The 15,619-nt window shown below is 73.8% G+C and carries 14 protein-coding genes; 8 read left to right on the top strand and 6 right to left on the bottom strand.

The window, feature by feature from the left end:
- Positions 1 to 36 precede the first annotated feature (36 nt).
- Complete coding sequence (locus ACPPVO_RS09285; protein ID WP_426510809.1) at positions 37 to 1,116, bottom strand: S1C family serine protease; 1,080 nt, start codon at positions 1,114 to 1,116, stop codon at positions 37 to 39.
- A 276-nt stretch (positions 1,117 to 1,392) separates the two neighbouring features.
- Here ACPPVO_RS09285 and ACPPVO_RS09280 point away from each other — a divergent pair, with 276 nt between their 5' ends.
- From ACPPVO_RS09280 to ACPPVO_RS09255, 6 genes are all read left to right on the top strand, one after another.
- A complete protein-coding gene (locus ACPPVO_RS09280; protein ID WP_426510808.1) occupies positions 1,393 to 2,661 on the top strand; it encodes an HRDC domain-containing protein in 1,269 nt (422 codons plus the stop codon).
- 77 nt (positions 2,662 to 2,738) lie between these two features.
- Positions 2,739 to 3,932, top strand: coding sequence for a thiolase family protein (locus ACPPVO_RS09275; RefSeq protein ID WP_360387746.1), 1,194 nt, complete (start codon positions 2,739 to 2,741; stop codon positions 3,930 to 3,932).
- On the top strand, positions 3,929 to 6,019 hold the full coding sequence (locus ACPPVO_RS09270) for a 3-hydroxyacyl-CoA dehydrogenase NAD-binding domain-containing protein (protein ID WP_426510807.1): 2,091 nt from the start codon (positions 3,929 to 3,931) through the stop codon (positions 6,017 to 6,019). Before ACPPVO_RS09275 ends, ACPPVO_RS09270 begins: the two co-directional genes overlap by 4 nt.
- A 126-nt stretch (positions 6,020 to 6,145) precedes the next feature.
- Entirely contained in the window at positions 6,146 to 7,279 is a 1,134-nt protein-coding gene (locus ACPPVO_RS09265) for a peptidoglycan DD-metalloendopeptidase family protein (RefSeq protein WP_426510806.1), read from the top strand.
- Between the two features lie 246 nt (positions 7,280 to 7,525).
- Positions 7,526 to 8,230, top strand: coding sequence for a Clp protease N-terminal domain-containing protein (locus ACPPVO_RS09260; RefSeq protein WP_426510805.1), 705 nt, complete (start codon positions 7,526 to 7,528; stop codon positions 8,228 to 8,230).
- Entirely contained in the window at positions 8,227 to 9,504 is a 1,278-nt protein-coding gene (locus tag ACPPVO_RS09255) for an asparaginase (protein ID WP_426510804.1), read from the top strand. Before ACPPVO_RS09260 ends, ACPPVO_RS09255 begins: the two co-directional genes overlap by 4 nt.
- Positions 9,505 to 10,044: 540 nt before the next feature.
- Here the strand turns inward: ACPPVO_RS09255 and ACPPVO_RS09250 are convergent.
- Positions 10,045 to 11,055 carry a hypothetical protein gene (locus ACPPVO_RS09250; RefSeq protein ID WP_426510803.1) on the bottom strand — a complete coding sequence of 337 codons (1,011 nt, stop codon included), beginning with the start codon at positions 11,053 to 11,055 and terminating at the stop codon, positions 10,045 to 10,047.
- A gap of 65 nt (positions 11,056 to 11,120) precedes the next feature.
- Here ACPPVO_RS09250 and ACPPVO_RS09245 point away from each other — a divergent pair, with 65 nt between their 5' ends.
- Positions 11,121 to 11,708: a TetR/AcrR family transcriptional regulator gene (locus ACPPVO_RS09245; RefSeq protein ID WP_426510802.1), complete on the top strand. Its 588-nt coding sequence runs from the start codon at positions 11,121 to 11,123 to the stop codon at positions 11,706 to 11,708.
- Between the two features lie 157 nt (positions 11,709 to 11,865).
- On the opposite strand, the gene ACPPVO_RS09240 is transcribed toward ACPPVO_RS09245, so the two are convergent.
- Positions 11,866 to 12,840, bottom strand: coding sequence for a hypothetical protein (locus tag ACPPVO_RS09240; protein WP_426510801.1), 975 nt, complete (start codon positions 12,838 to 12,840; stop codon positions 11,866 to 11,868).
- A gap of 322 nt (positions 12,841 to 13,162) precedes the next feature.
- Between ACPPVO_RS09240 and ACPPVO_RS09235 the strand changes: the two genes are divergently transcribed.
- Positions 13,163 to 13,303, top strand: a complete 141-nt coding sequence (locus ACPPVO_RS09235) for a hypothetical protein (RefSeq protein ID WP_426510800.1) — start codon at positions 13,163 to 13,165, stop codon at positions 13,301 to 13,303.
- 50 nt (positions 13,304 to 13,353) lie between these two features.
- Here the strand turns inward: ACPPVO_RS09235 and ACPPVO_RS09230 are convergent, their stop codons facing one another.
- The 3 genes from ACPPVO_RS09230 to ACPPVO_RS09220 all read right to left on the bottom strand — a co-directional run bounded on the left by ACPPVO_RS09230 (position 13,354) and on the right by ACPPVO_RS09220 (position 15,565).
- Positions 13,354 to 13,620: a diguanylate cyclase domain-containing protein gene (locus ACPPVO_RS09230; RefSeq protein WP_426510799.1), complete on the bottom strand. Its 267-nt coding sequence runs from the start codon at positions 13,618 to 13,620 to the stop codon at positions 13,354 to 13,356.
- Between the two features lie 77 nt (positions 13,621 to 13,697).
- Positions 13,698 to 14,903: a sensor histidine kinase gene (locus ACPPVO_RS09225; protein WP_426510798.1), complete on the bottom strand. Its 1,206-nt coding sequence runs from the start codon at positions 14,901 to 14,903 to the stop codon at positions 13,698 to 13,700.
- A complete protein-coding gene (locus ACPPVO_RS09220) occupies positions 14,900 to 15,565 on the bottom strand; it encodes a response regulator transcription factor (RefSeq protein WP_360387718.1) in 666 nt (221 codons plus the stop codon). The genes ACPPVO_RS09225 and ACPPVO_RS09220 overlap by 4 nt, the downstream gene beginning before the upstream one ends.
- Positions 15,566 to 15,619: the final 54 nt, after the last annotated feature.

Genomic DNA, 15,619 nt, shown 5'->3' with positions numbered 1-15,619 from the left:
TTCCGGGGGCGTCGGCGGTGGTGCGTTCGCGTCTGCTCAGCAGACGGACGGGACGGTGTCGCAGACCACGGAGATCGGAATGGCCAGGCCGATGCCCTCGGCCTGCTGGGCCTTCAGCGTTGCGACGCCCACCACCTCCTTCTTGGCGTTGAACACGGGGCCGCCCGAGTTGCCGGGGTTGATGGCCGCGTCGAACTGCATCAGCGCCTCGCCGTTGAGGGTGCGGAACGCGCTGACGACGCCCGTGGTGACGGTGTCCTCGAGCCCCATCGGCGAGCCGATGACGAGGACCGGGTCGCCGACCTTCGGCACCGCGGCGGCGGGTGCGAGCTTGGCGAACTCCTCGTCGGTGTGCAGCACGGCGAGGTCCTTGTCCGGGTGGACCTCGACGATCTTGCCGGGGAAGCGCTGGTCGGTGCGCTCCAGGTTGACGTCCTTCTCGCCCTTTTCGTAGGCGTCGGCGACAACGTGGTAGTTGGTGATCAGGTTGGTGCCGCCGCCCGCTGGGGCCTTGCCCAGCGCGAAGCCGGTACCGATGGCGTACTTGGTGGTGACCCGGAAGACGCTGGGGCGCACGGACTCGGCCACCGCGGCCGCGTCGAGGCTGCCGCCGGTCTTCTGCTCGAGCTTGTCGGCGCGGTCCTCGATCGCCTTGAACCGGGAGGCGTCACCGGTCGCGGCGGCCTTCACGGCGGCGTCGGTCTGGTCGACCTTGTGCTGGAGGTTGACGATGAACGCCGCCTCGACGCCGGCGACGACCAGCAGCAGCACGGCGAGGGCCAGCGCGACGGCGGCCAGGGGGCTGCGGCGCTGGACCGGCGGGGCCGGGGGCGCGCTGTGCGGCGGGGCCGGGGGCGCGCTGTGCGGCGGGGCGCTGTGCGGCGGCGGGCCCGCGGAGACCGGCCACGAGCTGGTCGGCTGGGGCGGGATGCTCACCGGCGGGGCGGCGACCGGCGGCGGGATGGAGTGCGTGGGGATCGACCCGGTCTGGGTGATCCGAGGGGGAAGTGGACCGAGTCGTTCCGAGTCGTCGCCGGCCGCGTGCCGCGGACGGTCGTCGTACCCTTCGGAACTGCCGGAAGCCACCGGGTTGGAGGGGTCATACCCGGCCGTCATGCTTCTCGTATCCTTCCTGTCACGGTTCCACCCGTTCTGCCGGAAAGCGCAGGGCTTCCGGCGACACCGCGGTCGGCCCTCAATCTAGACGCCGGGCACAAGTGCCGCGACCTCCGACGCAGCGTCTGTACATAACCGGACCGCCTGCGCACGCGAACCGTACCGGCAACAATGGGGACCTGTCCGTCCCGTTCACCGTGTCCCAACACACTCAAGAACGCCGACGCGCCGGACCGGCTGCACACAGGGACCTATGCCGCAACGTACGGTTGTCGCGTGACCGACGAACCCCCCGCGCGGCGTCGGGACGAGGAATCAGACAGTCCGGACAACCCGGACCACAAGACCGAACCCGTCCTGCTGACCGCCCCCCGAGACGGGACCCCCGAGCCGATAACCGATCGGGCCGAGCTGGCGCGCGCCGTCGAACGCTTCGCCCAGGGCACCGGCCCGGTGGCCGTGGACGCCGAGCGCGCCTCCGGCTACCGGTACACGCACCGCGCCTACCTGGTGCAGCTGCGGCGGGCCGGCTCCGGAACGGTGCTCATCGACCCGCTGCCCTTCGGCCAGCTGCCGGAGCTCGACGAGGTGATCTCTCCGACCGAGTGGATCCTGCACGCCGCCAGCCAAGACCTGCCGTGCCTGACCGAGCTCGGCCTGCGCCCGACCCGGCTGTTCGACACCGAGCTGGCCGCCCGGCTGTGCGGGTTCGAGCGGGTCGGGCTGGCCGCGCTGACCGAGCTGCTGCTGGGGTACACCCTGGAGAAGCACCACTCGGCCGCCGACTGGTCCACGCGCCCGCTGCCGGCGTCCTGGCTGACGTACGCCGCCCTCGACGTCGAGCTGCTGCTCCAGCTGCGCGACACCCTCTCCGAGGAGCTGGCCAAGCAGGGCAAGACCGAGTGGGCCGCGCAGGAGTTCGCCGCGCTTGTCGCCTCGGCCGGCGACCCGCCCCGCGTGCGCGCCGACCCCTGGCGGCGCACCTCGGGCATCCACCGGGTCCGTGGCGCCCGCGCCCTGGCCCGCGTCCGCGCCCTCTGGACGGCCCGCGACGAGATCGCCCAGCGCCGCGACGCGAGCCCCGGCCGGGTGCTCGCCGACGCCGCCATCATCGCCGCGGCCGAGGCCGACCCGAAGGACGAGCGCTCGCTGCTGACCCTCGCCGGGTTCGGCGGGCGATCGGTGCGCCGGCTGGCCCCGACCTGGCTGACCGCGCTCTCCGACGCCCGCGCACTGTCGGACAAGGAGCTGCCGACCACGCCGGCCTCGGAGGGCCCGCCCCCGCCGCACCGCTGGGCCGAGCGCGACCCGGTCGCGGCGGCCCGGCTGGCGCGGTGCCGGGAGCTGGTGACCGGGCTCGCGGCGGCGAACCAGCTGCCCCCCGAGAACCTCATAACCCCGGATTCGGTACGCCGGCTGGCCTGGTCACCCCCGGAGGAGCTCACGGAGGAGGCGGTGGCCGCGGTGCTCGCCGGCTACGGCGCGCGCCCGTGGCAGGTCGGTCTCGTCTCCCCCGGGCTGACGGAGGCGCTCCGTCCGGTCTGAACGGTGAAAGGGTTCACAGCCCCCGGTGACCTACTGGCGAGTAACATTGCCCGTACTTAGTCGCTAGGAGGACACCCGTGCCCCGTGCTGTCCGCGACGTCGTCTTCGTCGACGGCGTGCGCACCCCGTTCGGCAAGGCCGGTGGGATGTATGCCAACACTCGCGCCGATGACCTGGTCATCCGCTGCATCCGCGAGCTGCTGCGGCGCAACCCGCAGCTGCCCCCGGAGCGGGTCGACGAGGTGGCCATCGCGGCCACCACGCAGATCGGCGACCAGGGCCTGACCATCGGCCGGACCGCCGCCCTGCTCGCCGGCCTGCCCAAGACCGTGCCCGGCTACGCCATCGACCGCATGTGCGCGGGGGCCCTGACCGCGGTGACCACCGTGGCCGGCGGCATCGCGTTCGGCGCCTACGACGTGGCCATCGCCGGCGGCGTCGAGCACATGGGCCGCCACCCGATGGGCGAGGGCGTCGACCCCAACCCGCGCATCATCGCCGAGAAGCTCGTCGACCCGTCCGCGCTGGTGATGGGCTCCACCGCGGAGAACCTGCACGACCGCCTGCCCGGCGTCACCAAGGAGCGGGCCGACCGGTTCGGCTACGCCTCGCAGGTGAAGACCGCCGCCGCCTACGCCGCCGGCAAGCTGCAGCCCGACCTGGTCAGCATCGCCACCCGCGACCCGGAGACCGGCTGGGGCCTGGCCACCGTCGACGAGGCGCCGCGCGACACCAGCCTGGAGAAGCTCGCCACCCTCAAAACGCCGTTCCGCCCGCACGGCCGGGTCACCGCGGGCAACGCGGCCGGCCTGAACGACGGCGCCACCGCGTCGATCATCGCGGCCGAGGAGGTGGCCCGCGAGCTCGGGCTGCCGGTCGGGATGCGGCTGGTGTCCTACGGCTTCGTCGGCGTCGAGCCCGAGGTCATGGGCTACGGCCCGGTGCCGGCCACCGAGAAGGCGCTGCGCCTGGCCGGCCTGAGCATCGGGGACATCGGGCTGTTCGAGCTCAACGAGGCGTTCGCCGTGCAGGTGCTCGCCTTCCTCGACCACTTCGGCATCGCCGACGACGACCCGCGGGTCAACCCCTGGGGCGGCGCGATCGCGGTCGGCCACCCGCTCGCCTCCTCGGGCGTGCGGCTCATGACGCAGCTGTCGCGGCAGTTCGCCGAGCGGCCCGACGTGCGCTACGGCCTCACAGCCATGTGCGTGGGCATCGGCATGGGCGCGTCGGTCATCTGGGAGAACCCGAACTGGGAGGGCGGCAAGTGATCGTCGGCAACTCGGCTCAGGAAGCACTGACGAACCCGAACGAGGTCGTGACCAAGGCGCTGCTGCGCTTCGTGACACTGCCTTCGCGTGAGCGCGCCGCGGTCATCACGCTCGACAACGGCTTCGACCACACCAAGCCGAACTCGTTCGGCCCGGGCGGCCTGGCCAGCCTCGAGGCCGCGATCGACGAGGCCGTCGCGGCGGCGCCGAAGTTCATCGCGCTGACCGGCAAGCCCTACATCTTCTGCGTCGGCGCCGACATCACCGGCATGCCGCTGCTGTCCGAGCGGGCGCAGGCGGTGGAGCTGGGCCGGTACGGCCACCGGGTCTTCAAGAAGTTCAAGGACTCGCCGGTACCCACCTTCGCCTTCATCAACGGCGCGGCGATGGGCGGCGGCCTCGAGGTCGCGCTGCACTGCCACTACCGGACCGTCTCGTCCGGCGCCGCGGCCCTCGCCCTGCCCGAGGTCGCGATCGGCCTCGTGCCCGGCTGGGGCGGTACGCAGCTGCTGCCGAACCTCATCGGCATCGCGCCGGCGGCGCAGGTGATCCTGCAGAACCCGCTGACCCAGAAGCAGCTCAAGCCGGCCCAGGCGCACGAGTTCGGCATCGCCGACGCGATCTTCGAGCCGGCCGACTACCTCGAGCGGTCCCTGGAGTGGGCCGAGGGTGTGGTCGACGGCACGGTCACGGTGACCCGCCCGGAGATCGACCGGGACATGTGGGACGGCGTGCTGTACTTCGCCAAGCATCAGCTCGACGAGCGCCTCCACGGGGCCGTGAACTCGGCCAACCGCGCGCTCGAGCTCCTGGCGGCGGCCAAGTCCGCCACCTTCGAGGAGGGCACCGCGCTCGAGGACGAGGCGCTCGCCGACCTGATCATGGGCGACCAGGCGCGGGCCAGCCTCTACGCCTTCGACCTGGTGCAGCGGCGCGCGAAGCGGCCCGCGGGCGCCCCGGACCGGAACCTGGCCCGGGACGTCAACAAGGTCGGCATCGTGGGCGCGGGCCTGATGGCCTCCCAGCTGGCGCTGCTGTTCGTGCGGCGGCTCGAGGTGCCCGTCGTGCTCACCGACCTCGACCAGGAGCGCGTCGACAAGGGCGTCGGGTACGTCCACGCCGAGCTCGACAAGCTGGTGGGCAAGAAGCGGCTGGACCCGGGCAAGGCCGCGAAGTACAAGGGACTCATCGGCGGCTCGGTCGACAAGGCCGCGTTCGCCGACGCGGATCTGGTGCTGGAGGCGGTCTTCGAGGACCTCAAGGTCAAGAAGCAGGTGTGGGCCGAGGTCGAGGCGATCGTCCGCGACGACTGCGTCCTGGCCACCAACACCTCCTCGCTGTCGGTCACCGAGCAGGCCGCGGACCTCGCCCACCCGGAGCGGGTCGTCGGGCTGCACTTCTTCAACCCGGTCGCGATGATGCCGCTGCTGGAGATCGTGCGCGCCGGCCAGACCGACGACGCGACCCTGGCGACCGCGTTCGCCGTCGGCAAGGCGCTGAAGAAGTCGTCGGTACTCGTGAAGGACGCCCCGGCGTTCGTGGTCAACCGGCTGCTGACCCGCTTCCTCGGCGTGGTCACCGCCGCGGTCGACCGCGGCACCCCGATCGACGTCGCCGACTCCGCGCTCGACCCGCTCGGCCTGCCGATGCGCCCGATGGCGCTGCTCACCATGGTCGGCCCGGCCGTCGCGCACCACGTGGCGGAGACGCTGCACCACTCGTTCCCGGACCGCTTCGGCGTCTCGGCGAACCTCGCCAAGGTCGTCGGGGCCGGCAAGCGCGGCTTCACCGACGCCGAGGGCAACCCCGACCCCGAGGTGCTCGCCCTGCTCGAGGTCGGCGACTCGCCGTCGACCGCCGAGCAGTTGCGGGCCGAGGCGACCGAGGCGCTGGCCCGCGAGATCCGGCTCATGCTCGACGAGGGCGTCGTCGCCGACGCGCGCGACATCGACCTGTGCATGATCCTGGGCGCGGGCTGGCCGTTCCACCTGGGCGGCGTCACGCCGTACCTGGACCGGGAGGGCATCTCCACCCGCGTCACGGGCGCGCGGTTCCTGCCGGACGGCGCGGCAAACGTACCGCAGTAAGGTTTTCCCCCACCAAAGAGTGAATATCACCTGATATTCCATCCCGGACCCCGCCGGCGCCTAGCGTTGGCGGGGTTCGCGGTCCCCCCGGCCGAGTACGGAACCATCTCGTCCCGGGGGAGCACCATGCGCAAAACGATCTTCGTCGTGGCCGGCGTCCTGGCTTTTGCGGTGGTACCCCCATCAGCCGCCCAGGCCGCGAGCACCGCGACGGTCGTCTCGCCCAAACGCCCGCTGAACGTCCGCGCGGGCGCGGCGGTCTGGACCCGCTCGCTGCGCACGCTGCCCGACGGCGCCGAGGTGGCGATCGAGTGCCAGGTCAAGGGCCAGCTCATAGACCAGGGCCCGGTACGCGTCACCGACCAGTGGGACCGCCTCACCGACGGCTCGTTCATCAGCGACGCGTGGGTCAGCCGCCCGCCCGCCGCCCCGCCGCCGTGCTCCCCGCTGCAGCAGACCGCGGCCCCGGCGGCGGCCGCGAGCGCCCCGACGACGGCGGGCACCGTGGCCTCGGGCACGATCGCCCTGAAGACCCGCGGCGGCCCGGCCCGCAGTGCCGTCCTCTACAGCGGCCTGCCCAACGGCACCGCGCTGAACATCGCCTGCCAGACCCCGGGCGAGCCGATCACCGGCACCATGCGGGCCACGGCCATGTGGGACCGCCTCGACTCCGGCGCGTACGTCTCCGACGCCTACGTCAACCGCGCCGCCACCCCGCCGTCGTGCACCGCGCCCGCGGCCGCCCCATCCGCCGCCGCCCCGGCCCCCGCAGCCGCGGCCCAGACCCAGGGCGTGCCCGAGGCCGGCCGCTGGGTGAGCCCGCTGCCCGGCTTCTCGGCCCGCCCCGGCTTCCGCACCCCGACCAACCCCAACCACGTGGGCGTCGACATCATGTCGTTCGTCGGCACCCCGATCCACGCCGCCTCGGCCGGCACCGTGGTCGAGGTCGTGTGCAACATCGAGGCGGGGCACAGCTGCGACCAGACGGGAAGCGCCGCGATCGGCGGCTGCGGCTGGTACGTGAAGATCCTCCACGCCGGCGGCGTCTCGACCCTCTACTGCCACATGGTGCACCGGGGCGTGGTGAAGCCGGGCCAGAAGGTCGCGGCCGGCCAGGTGATCGGCTACGTCGGCAGCTCGGGCAACTCGTCGGCCCCGCACCTGCACTTCGAGGTCCACGTGAACACGCCGCCCACGTCACCGGGCAACGCAATCGACCCACTACCGTTCATGCGCACCCATGGCGCAGCAATCGGCTAAGGCTTTACTTACTGCTCGCTGGCGCTCGCGGGTGGGGGAGCTACGCTCCACCCACACCCCCTCAAGATCTACGCCGGCTCGTACCCCGCACGAACAGCGGCACGGTTCCATCGCGCCGACCGGACGCCCACGTCGGCGAACACTCACCGTCCACGAGCCGCCGCCGCGCGACGGCGCTCTCCGTGAGCCGCCCGACGCGGACGTGACCGACTCGACGTATAACCCCGATGGGGGTATACCTGAGGCGTGCCGAAAATCAACGTCTACCTGCCCGATGAGCTCGCGGAGGCGGTCAAGGCCGCCGGCGTACCCGTCTCGGCCATCTGCCAACGCGCCCTGGAGCAGGCCGTCCGCCGGGTGACCGCGATCCGCGAGACGGTCCTGGGCGACCTCGACGACGCCGCCCTGGCCGCGCGGCTGCCGCACTTCACCGCACGGGCCCGCACCGTGCTGCGCCTGGCTTCCGAGCGCGCGACCGCCGAGGCCGCTCCGGCGGTCGGGACGGCGCACCTGCTGGCCGGAATCCTGGCGGAGGGCGGCAACCTGGCCCTGCACGTCCTGCGCGCGATCGACGTCGAGCCGCCCCGGGTCACGGCCGCCCTGGCCGCCCAGTCCACAGTGGAGGCGCCGACCTCCGCCGCCCCGACCGCGGGCGCCCTCCGCTTCAGCACCCCGGCCGCGGCGGCCCTGGAGCTGGCGGTGACCGAGGCGACCGCGCTCGGACACAACTACGTCGGCTGCGAACATCTCCTGCTGGGCCTGATCTCCGAGCCCGACGGGGCGGCCGGGCAGGTGCTGCGCTCACTGGGCGCCGAGCTGCGCCTGACCCGCCGCGCGGTGACGGCCGCCCTGGCCGGCTACGTGCACCTGCAGGCCCAGGCCCCGTCGCTGGACTCCGCCCTGGCCCCGCTGCTGGAGCGCATCGAGCGGCTGGAGGCCCGCCTCCAGTGAGCCGCCGGGTCCTGCTACTGGCGACGAAGGACACCATCGCGTACCGCACCGGCTCGGTGGCCACGGGTGCCGAACTCCTGGCCGCCGCGAGAGCCACCGACACCGACGCGGCCCGCGAGGTCGAGGCCAGCCCCAGGCCCGACGCGCCTCATGGACTCGACGCGATTTCTGAGACCGACTCCGCCCGCGGCGACACGACCCACGGACTCGACGCGATTTCTGGGACCGACTCGGCCCGCGGCGACGCACCCCACGGACTCGACGCGATTTCTGAGACCGACTCGGCCCGCGGCGACGCACCCCACGGACTCGACGCGATTTCTGAGACCGGCTCCGCCCGCGGAGACACGACCCACGGACTTGACTCGACCTCCGGGACCGACGCCGCCCGCGGGACTGACGCGTACCCGGAGGACGATTCGGCCGGCGGGGTCGATGTGGTCGTCGAGGACGTCCTGGCCGAGCCCGGCTGGGACGCCTCCCCCGCGACGATGGCCGCGACCGCGCGCCGCGTCCGCGCGGCACTGGGCGAGGAGGGCTTCCACGGCGTCGTCGTCACGCACGGCGCGGACACCATCGAGGAGGCCGCCTACCTCACCGACCTCGTCGCCGGCGCGGCCGCGGCCCTGGGCGCGATCGTCTACACCGCCGCCCTGCTCCCCCTCGACGATCCGGACAGCGACGGCCCCGGCAACCTGGCCGCGGCCCTGACCGCGGCGGCCGACCCGGCGCTGACCGGCCTCGGCGCGGTCGCCTGCCTCGGTGGCGAACTGCACGCGGCGCGCTGGGTCCGCCAGGCCGCCACGTCGGGCCCGGGCGCGTTCACCTCCGCCCCGTACGCCCCGCTCGGCCACGTCACCGGCGGTCGCATCACCCTGACCGGAACGCCGCCCCTGCGCCCGCCGTCCCCACCGGGCGAGCCGGAGACGAATGTGGCATTGATCAGGGTATACCCGGGGATCGAGCCCACGCTGCTCACCGCGGCCACCGACGCCGGGGCGCGGGGCATCGTGCTGGAGGGCACGGGCGCGCTCAACGTCCCGGTCTCCCTCCTGGCCGCGATCACCGACCTGGTGGCGTGGGACATCCCGGTCGTCATCACGTCCCGCGCGCACGCGACTGCGCCCCCGCGCCCGCCCGACGGCCTCGCGGCCTCGGTCGGCGCCATCCTCGCGCCGGGGCTGACCGCCGGAAAGGCCCTGGCCGCGCTCATGGTGGCACTGGGCGCCGAGGGAGGCGTCGCGGCCGCGCGCGACTACTTCGCGAGAGGCTGAACCGCGCCCGCGCGCCACAACCCCGCGAACGCGAGACGCCGCGCCCGCGCGCCACACGCCGCAACCCACGCCGAGCCATTGAGCCTCACGCGCCCGCGCGCCGCAACCTCGCGAACGCAGACGCCGCGCCCGCGCCCGCGCACCGCACGTCGGGGCCGAGCGCGCCACGACCTCGTGAACATGAGACGCCGCGTCGCGCCCGAGCGCCGCACGTCGCGCCCGCACGTCGCGGCCGCGCGCTGCACGTCGCGCCGGTGCGCCGCAGCCGAGCCGCACGTCGCGGCCGAGCGCCGCACCTCGCGGCCGCGCGCCGCACGCCGCGCCCGAACGCCGCACCTCGCGGCCGCGCGCCGCGCCGGTGCGCCGCAGCCGAGCCGCACGTCGCGGCCGAGCGCCGCACCTCGCGGCCGCGCGCCGCACGCCGCGCCCGAACGCCGCACCTCGCGGCCGCGCGCCGCGCCGGTGCGCCGCAGCCGAGCCGGTGCGCCGCCGGGCGCCGCACGTCGCGGTCGAGCGCCGCACCCGTGCCGCCGAGGCCGGCTAGCTCGCTCGCCTCTGAGCACGCTCGCGGCCGTACGCGGCCAGGGCGTGGAAGGCGGCCTTCGGCGTCCACGAGCCGTCGGGCAGCACCCGCACGATTCCGCGCGCGGCCAGGTCGAAGTCGTGGTCCGGGTCGTCGGTGGTCGGCAGGTGGCGGTTCGCGAAGGTGTACACGAAGGCCGCCTCCGCGCCGCCGGACTCGTAGTCGCGCAGCAGGTCTACCACGTACCGGGCCTGGCCCTCCTCGTCTCGCTCCAGGCCCGGGCCCAGCTTCGAGGCGCGGCCCTTTTCGTCGTACGTCACCGGCTCGGACCCGCCCGCCACGTCGGGCGCGCCGCGGTAGGTGCAGCAGCCGAACTCGGTCGCGGCGTAGGGCTTGCCCTGGCTCACCGCGGCGGCCAGGGTCTGCGGGAACGCCGCGGCGTTTGTCGCGTCGCGGTACCCGGCGTCGCTCGCGATGATGTCGAACGGCGCCCAGTCCACGGCCTCCAGCGGGAGCGACGCGTAGCCGACCGGGCCGCCGAAGCGCTCCCGCACCGCCGGAAGGGCTTCGGCCAGGAACGCCTGCACCGCGGCGCGCGCGGCCGGCAGGGCCTCCCGCACGCGCGCCGGGTCGGTCAGCAGCGCCATGCGCTCGACCAGGTCGCGGCCGGGCAGAAAACCGTTGGTGAGCATGGAAAGCTCGGAGCCGGTGAGGTACACCACGCTGGCTCCGGAAAGGCGCAGCCGTTCGGCCCGCTCGGCGCCGTCGAGCACGAACGCCATGAGTTCGTCGCGGTCGAGGTCGTTGGTGAACGGGCAGTACCAGACCTCGAGGCCGGCCTCGGCGGCGTACCGCGCGGTCAGCTCCAGCCGGTCCTGGACGCCCCCGGTGATGCGTACCGCGTCGCAGTGCAGCTCGTCGCGGATGACCCGCAGGTCCCGGCGCACGGTCTCGGGGTCGAACGGCTCGTGCGTGGTGGAGCCGGCGCTGACGAAGCCGGTGTCGTAGTTCATGCCGAAGACGCGCATGGGATTTCCCTCCCTCGTAAGGTACTTCGCGTACCCTATAGGGTACGTCCAGTACCCTGCAAGGCATGAGTACGAGGCGCCGGGGCGAGGAGCTGGAGCGGGCGATCCTGCGCGCGGCCGCGGAGGAGCTCCGCGAGTCCGGGTACGCCGGGATGACCATGGACCGGGTCGCGGCCCGGGCCGGGACGAACAAGAACGCCATCTACCGCCGGTGGCCGCATCGGGCGGCGCTGGGCATCGCGGCGTACCGGCAGCTGTCCGACGACGTGATGCCGAAGCCGGACACGGGCACCCTGCGGGGCGACGCGCTGGAGATGCTGCGGCGGGCGAACGAGACGTGGTCGTCGCCGTACGGGGCGATCCTGCGCGGCCTGCTCGCGGCCGCGGCCGACGACCCGGACCTGCTGACGCTCATGCGGGAGCGCTCGGGCGCGGACACGATGGACCGCGCCTGGCTCGGGATGCTGCAGCGCGCCGCGGCCCGGGGCGAGGCACCGGCGGCGGCCGTGCACCCCCGGGTGGCGACGACGCCGATGATGCTGCTGCGCGCGGAGTACGCGATGCGGGGCATCCCGTCGGTGCCCGACGAGGTGCTGGTGGAGATCGTGGACGAGGTGTTCCTGCCCCTGGTGCGAGGCCGCGCGGCCGACTAGCCCCCGGCGAGGCGCGGCAGCGAGCGCCCGGACGCGGGGAGCGGCCAGCCGCCGCCCAGGTGCGGCAGCGAACGCGCGGGCGCGGAAGCCCAGCCGCGGCAGCGAACGCGCGCGCGGAAGCCCAGCCGCGGCAGCGAACGCGCGGGCGCGGAAGCGGTCAGCCCCCGCCCAGATGCGGCAGCGACCGCGCCGCCGTCTGCAGCGCGGCGGCCACGGCCTCGACCGCCTCGTCCGGGCCGCCCGGGCGCACCGTCAGGTGCACCTCGAAGGTCAGCGGGGCGTCGCCGACGATCGGCACCCACTTGAACCGGTCCGCGTACCGCCCGCCGAACTCCATCCCCGCCTTGAACGGCAGCGCCACGTCCGACGGCGCGACGAGCACCCGGCCGTCCCAGCGCGCGGCCGTCTCGTGGCGCAGGCGCAGCACGGTGGCCGCGGTGTCCCCCGTCGGCCGTCCGGCGCCCGCGCCCGGGTGCCGGTCCAGGCCCCAGGCCGAGCGGCGGTCCTCGGGGACGCCGGTGAGGTGCGGGATCGGACGGTACCGTCGCAGCAGCTCGGGCAGCGACAACCGCACGCCCGGGAAGTGCGCCGCGGGGACCATGGCCTCCAGGCGCGCGGTGTAGAGGCGCACCGAGCGGCCGCCCGGGGGCGGGACGGCCCCGATCAGCAGCGCGTGGCGGTGCAGTTCGACGCTCGCGTGCCGGTGGGGTTCGAGGTACTCCACCGCGACCCGCACCCGCCCGAACCGCTCGACCATCCGGGCCTGCGCGGGCGCGACGAACGCCGCGTGGTGGGGCAGGCAGGCCAGCCGCGGCAGCCCGTCGCCGGGGTCGGGGCGGCGCATCAGCTCGTACTCCCCGACGACGCTGCGGGCTGCGCGCTCGAAGTCCCGGCCCCGCTCGGTCAGGCGCAGCTGCCCGCGGTTGCCCTCGAAGAGCGGCTCCCCGCACCAGCGCTCGATCCGGGCGATGGTCTTGCCCACCAGCTGCCGCGCGTAGGGGCGATCGCGCAGGTGGGACGGGCGCGTCGGCGACAGCGCCTCCGCGGCTCTCGTGTGCTGCCGGTGTTCGGCGACGGCGAGGAAGACGCGGCACTCCCACTCGTCGGGCGCGACGTCGTCGCTGACGGCCATGTCCCGAGAACCTAGGAGGAGCGCGGGCACCGGCGGAAGCCGCAAAACGGATTTTCGCCGTAGGGGCAAAAACCGCCCATACCCCCTTGCGTTCGTGACCGTCGGTTACTTGACGTTCCGGCAACTTCGTGACGCTCTGTGAGATAGACCATAGCAACATGCGCACTCAGGAGCGCGTTGCACGCTGCGTGGACGGCGGATCACTCTACGCCGGGTAATGGAACCGCACGGGTGCGGACGACTTCGGCAACTACGGTGCGCACGCGGGACGGGAGCGAGTAGACAAGTGGACGGCGGCGGGTCCGGAACCGGAGGCAATCAGGTGACACCCACACGCGTCACGGCACTGCGGATCGAGCTCGTCCAGCACGGCGCCGTCCGCGCCACGCTTACCGTTCGCGCCCCGGCGACGGCGCTGGTCCCGCTCGGCACCCACCCCCCGGCCGCCGCCGCCTACAAATAGCCGTCCACAAATAGCGGCTCACAAATAGCCGCTCACGAATAGCCGCCAGGTCAGGCGCGATGCCGCCCGGGGCGGTCGGGCCGGTTCTTGACCACGTACATGGCCTCGTCCGCCGTCCGCAGCACCGCATCCGGCTGCTCGCCCGGCCCGGCCAGGTGCACCCCGATGCTCGCCCCGATGCGCACCTCCTGCCCGCCGATCTCGAACGGCGCGTACGCCGCTGCACGCAGCCGCGCGATCACCGTGCGCGTCTCGTCCTCGGTACCCACGCCCGGCAGGAGCAGTACGAACTCGTCGCCGCCGACCCGGGCGAGCACGTCGATCGGGCGCAGGCACGCGCTCAGCCCGGCGCGCGGCGTGTCTGAGGAACTGTGCGCGTCGTCACACGACGGGCTCAGGCCGCGGTGCGCACCGGCGCGGTCCCGCTCAGCACCGGCGTGACCGCGGCCGCGGGCAGCGAGACGGTCACCTCGAGGCCGCCGCCGTCGAGGGCGGCCGCGGACACGCCACCGCCGTGGGCCTCGCAGACGGCCCGCACGATCGACAGCCCGAGCCCGGTGCCGCGGGCCCCGGTGCGCTCCCGGCCGCCCCGGCGGAACGGCTCGAACAGCGCGGGCAGATCGGCCGGCTCGACCTCGAAGCCGGTGTTGCCGACCACGAGCCAGGCCAGGGTCTCGTCGGTGGCGGTGCGCACCCAGATCCGTCCGGCCAGATGGTTGTACCGCACCGCGTTCTCGATGAGATTGCCCGCCAGCCGCTCCAGCAGCCCCGGGTCGCCGACCACGTTGGCCGGCTTCAGGTCGGTGCTGACGTCGAGGTTGAGCCGCTTGACCTCCTTGCCCATCGCCGACAGCGCGACGGTGACCCCGGTGGCCAGGTCGGTGCTCACCTTGCGCCCGAGCCGCCGCCCGGCCTGGGCCTCGGTGCGGGCGAGCAGCAGCAGCGACTCGACAAGCGCGTTGGCCCGCATCGAGGCGTCCCGCACGACGGTGGCCATGCGCCGGTACTCCCCCACGTCGGCCTCGGGGTCGTCGAGCGTCACGTCGACCTCGGTGCGCATCACGGCCAGCGGGGTGCGCAGCTCGTGGGAGGCGTTGGCGACGAAGCGTTTCTGGGTCTCGAACGCGGCGGTGATGCGGTCGAGCATCGCGTCGAAGGTCTTGGCGAGCTCGGCGACCTCGTCGTCGGCCCCGTCGTAGTTGATCCGCGCGTCGAGCGACTCGCCGGACAGCCGCTGGGCCGTGGTGGTGACCCGCTGCAGCGGCCGCAGCGAGCGCCCGGCCACCACGTAGGCGCCGGCGACCCCGACGGCCCCGATGAGCAGCAACGCGAGGCTGCCCCGGGTGAGCAGCTCCCACTCGGCGGAGTCGACGAGGTCGGTCTGCCAGGTCTGGGCGTCGAGCTCGCGGCCGTCGGCGAGCACCACCCGGGTGCCGGGCTGCAGCTGGTCGGCCGGCTTGAGCGCGCCGTCGACCAGCAGGTACGCGAGCACGACCAGCACCAGGCCGGCGCCGACGAGCAGGATGCCGTTGAGCAGCGTGAGCCGCAGGCGCAGGGTCGGGCGGAAGGCGGCGGCGCGCCGGGCGTCGTAGATGGTCATTGCGGGGGCCGTGTCCGGTACCCGGCGCCGACCACGGTCTCGATGAGCGCCGGCTCGCCGAGCTTCTTGCGCAGCGTCATCATCGTGACCCGCACCGTGGTGGTGAACGGGTCGGCGTTGGCGTCCCAGACCCGCTCCAGCAGCTCCTCGCTGGAGACCACCGCCCCGCGGGCCTTGAGCAGCTCCTCGAGCAGCCCGAACTCCTTGCGGGTCAGGTCCAGCGGGTGCCCGGCCCGGGTCGCGACCCGCTTGGCCTGGTCGAGCACGAGGTCGCCGATGGTGAGCACGGGCGGGGCGGCCGGGGTGGCCCGCCGGCCCAGGGCCTGCACCCGGGCGACGAGCTCGTCGAAGGCGAAGGGCTTGGGTAAGTAGTCGTCGGCGCCGATCTGCAGGCCCTCGACCCGGTCGGCGACGCTGCCGCTGGCGGTCAGCATCAGCACCCGGGTCAGCGCGCCGGAGGCGACGAGGTCGGCGCAGATGTCGTCGCCGTGCACGCCGGGCAGGTCGCGGTCGAGCACCACGACGTCGTAGCGGGTGACCATCGCCATCTCGTGGCCGGTGGTCCCGTGGTAGGCGACGTCGACGGCCATGCCCTGGCGCCGAAGCCCCCGGACGATCGCGTCGGCGAGATTCGTCTCGTCCTCGATCACCAGCACGCGCACGCCCTTCACCCCCAGCCGATCCGGGCCAGTGTGGTTCACGGGGCGTGAAGTCCC

Source organism: Dactylosporangium sp. McL0621, assembly GCF_049995355.1.
GTDB lineage: Bacteria > Actinomycetota > Actinomycetes > Mycobacteriales > Micromonosporaceae > Dactylosporangium.
Note: the sequence above shows the minus strand (reverse complement) of the source record. Positions and strands in the feature narration are given on the sequence as shown.

Excerpts from the sequence above, each read along its gene's own strand:
- ACPPVO_RS09285 (WP_426510809.1), bottom strand. The coding sequence starts at position 1,116 with ATGACGGCCGGGTATGACCCCTCCAACCCGGTGGCTTCCGGCAGTTCC.
- ACPPVO_RS09265 (WP_426510806.1), top strand. The coding sequence starts at position 6,146 with ATGCGCAAAACGATCTTCGTCGTGGCCGGCGTCCTGGCTTTTGCGGTG.
- ACPPVO_RS09250 (WP_426510803.1), bottom strand. The coding sequence starts at position 11,055 with ATGCGCGTCTTCGGCATGAACTACGACACCGGCTTCGTCAGCGCCGGC.
- ACPPVO_RS09245 (WP_426510802.1), top strand. The coding sequence starts at position 11,121 with ATGAGTACGAGGCGCCGGGGCGAGGAGCTGGAGCGGGCGATCCTGCGC.
- ACPPVO_RS09240 (WP_426510801.1), bottom strand. The coding sequence starts at position 12,840 with ATGGCCGTCAGCGACGACGTCGCGCCCGACGAGTGGGAGTGCCGCGTC.
- ACPPVO_RS09225 (WP_426510798.1), bottom strand. The coding sequence starts at position 14,903 with ATGACCATCTACGACGCCCGGCGCGCCGCCGCCTTCCGCCCGACCCTG.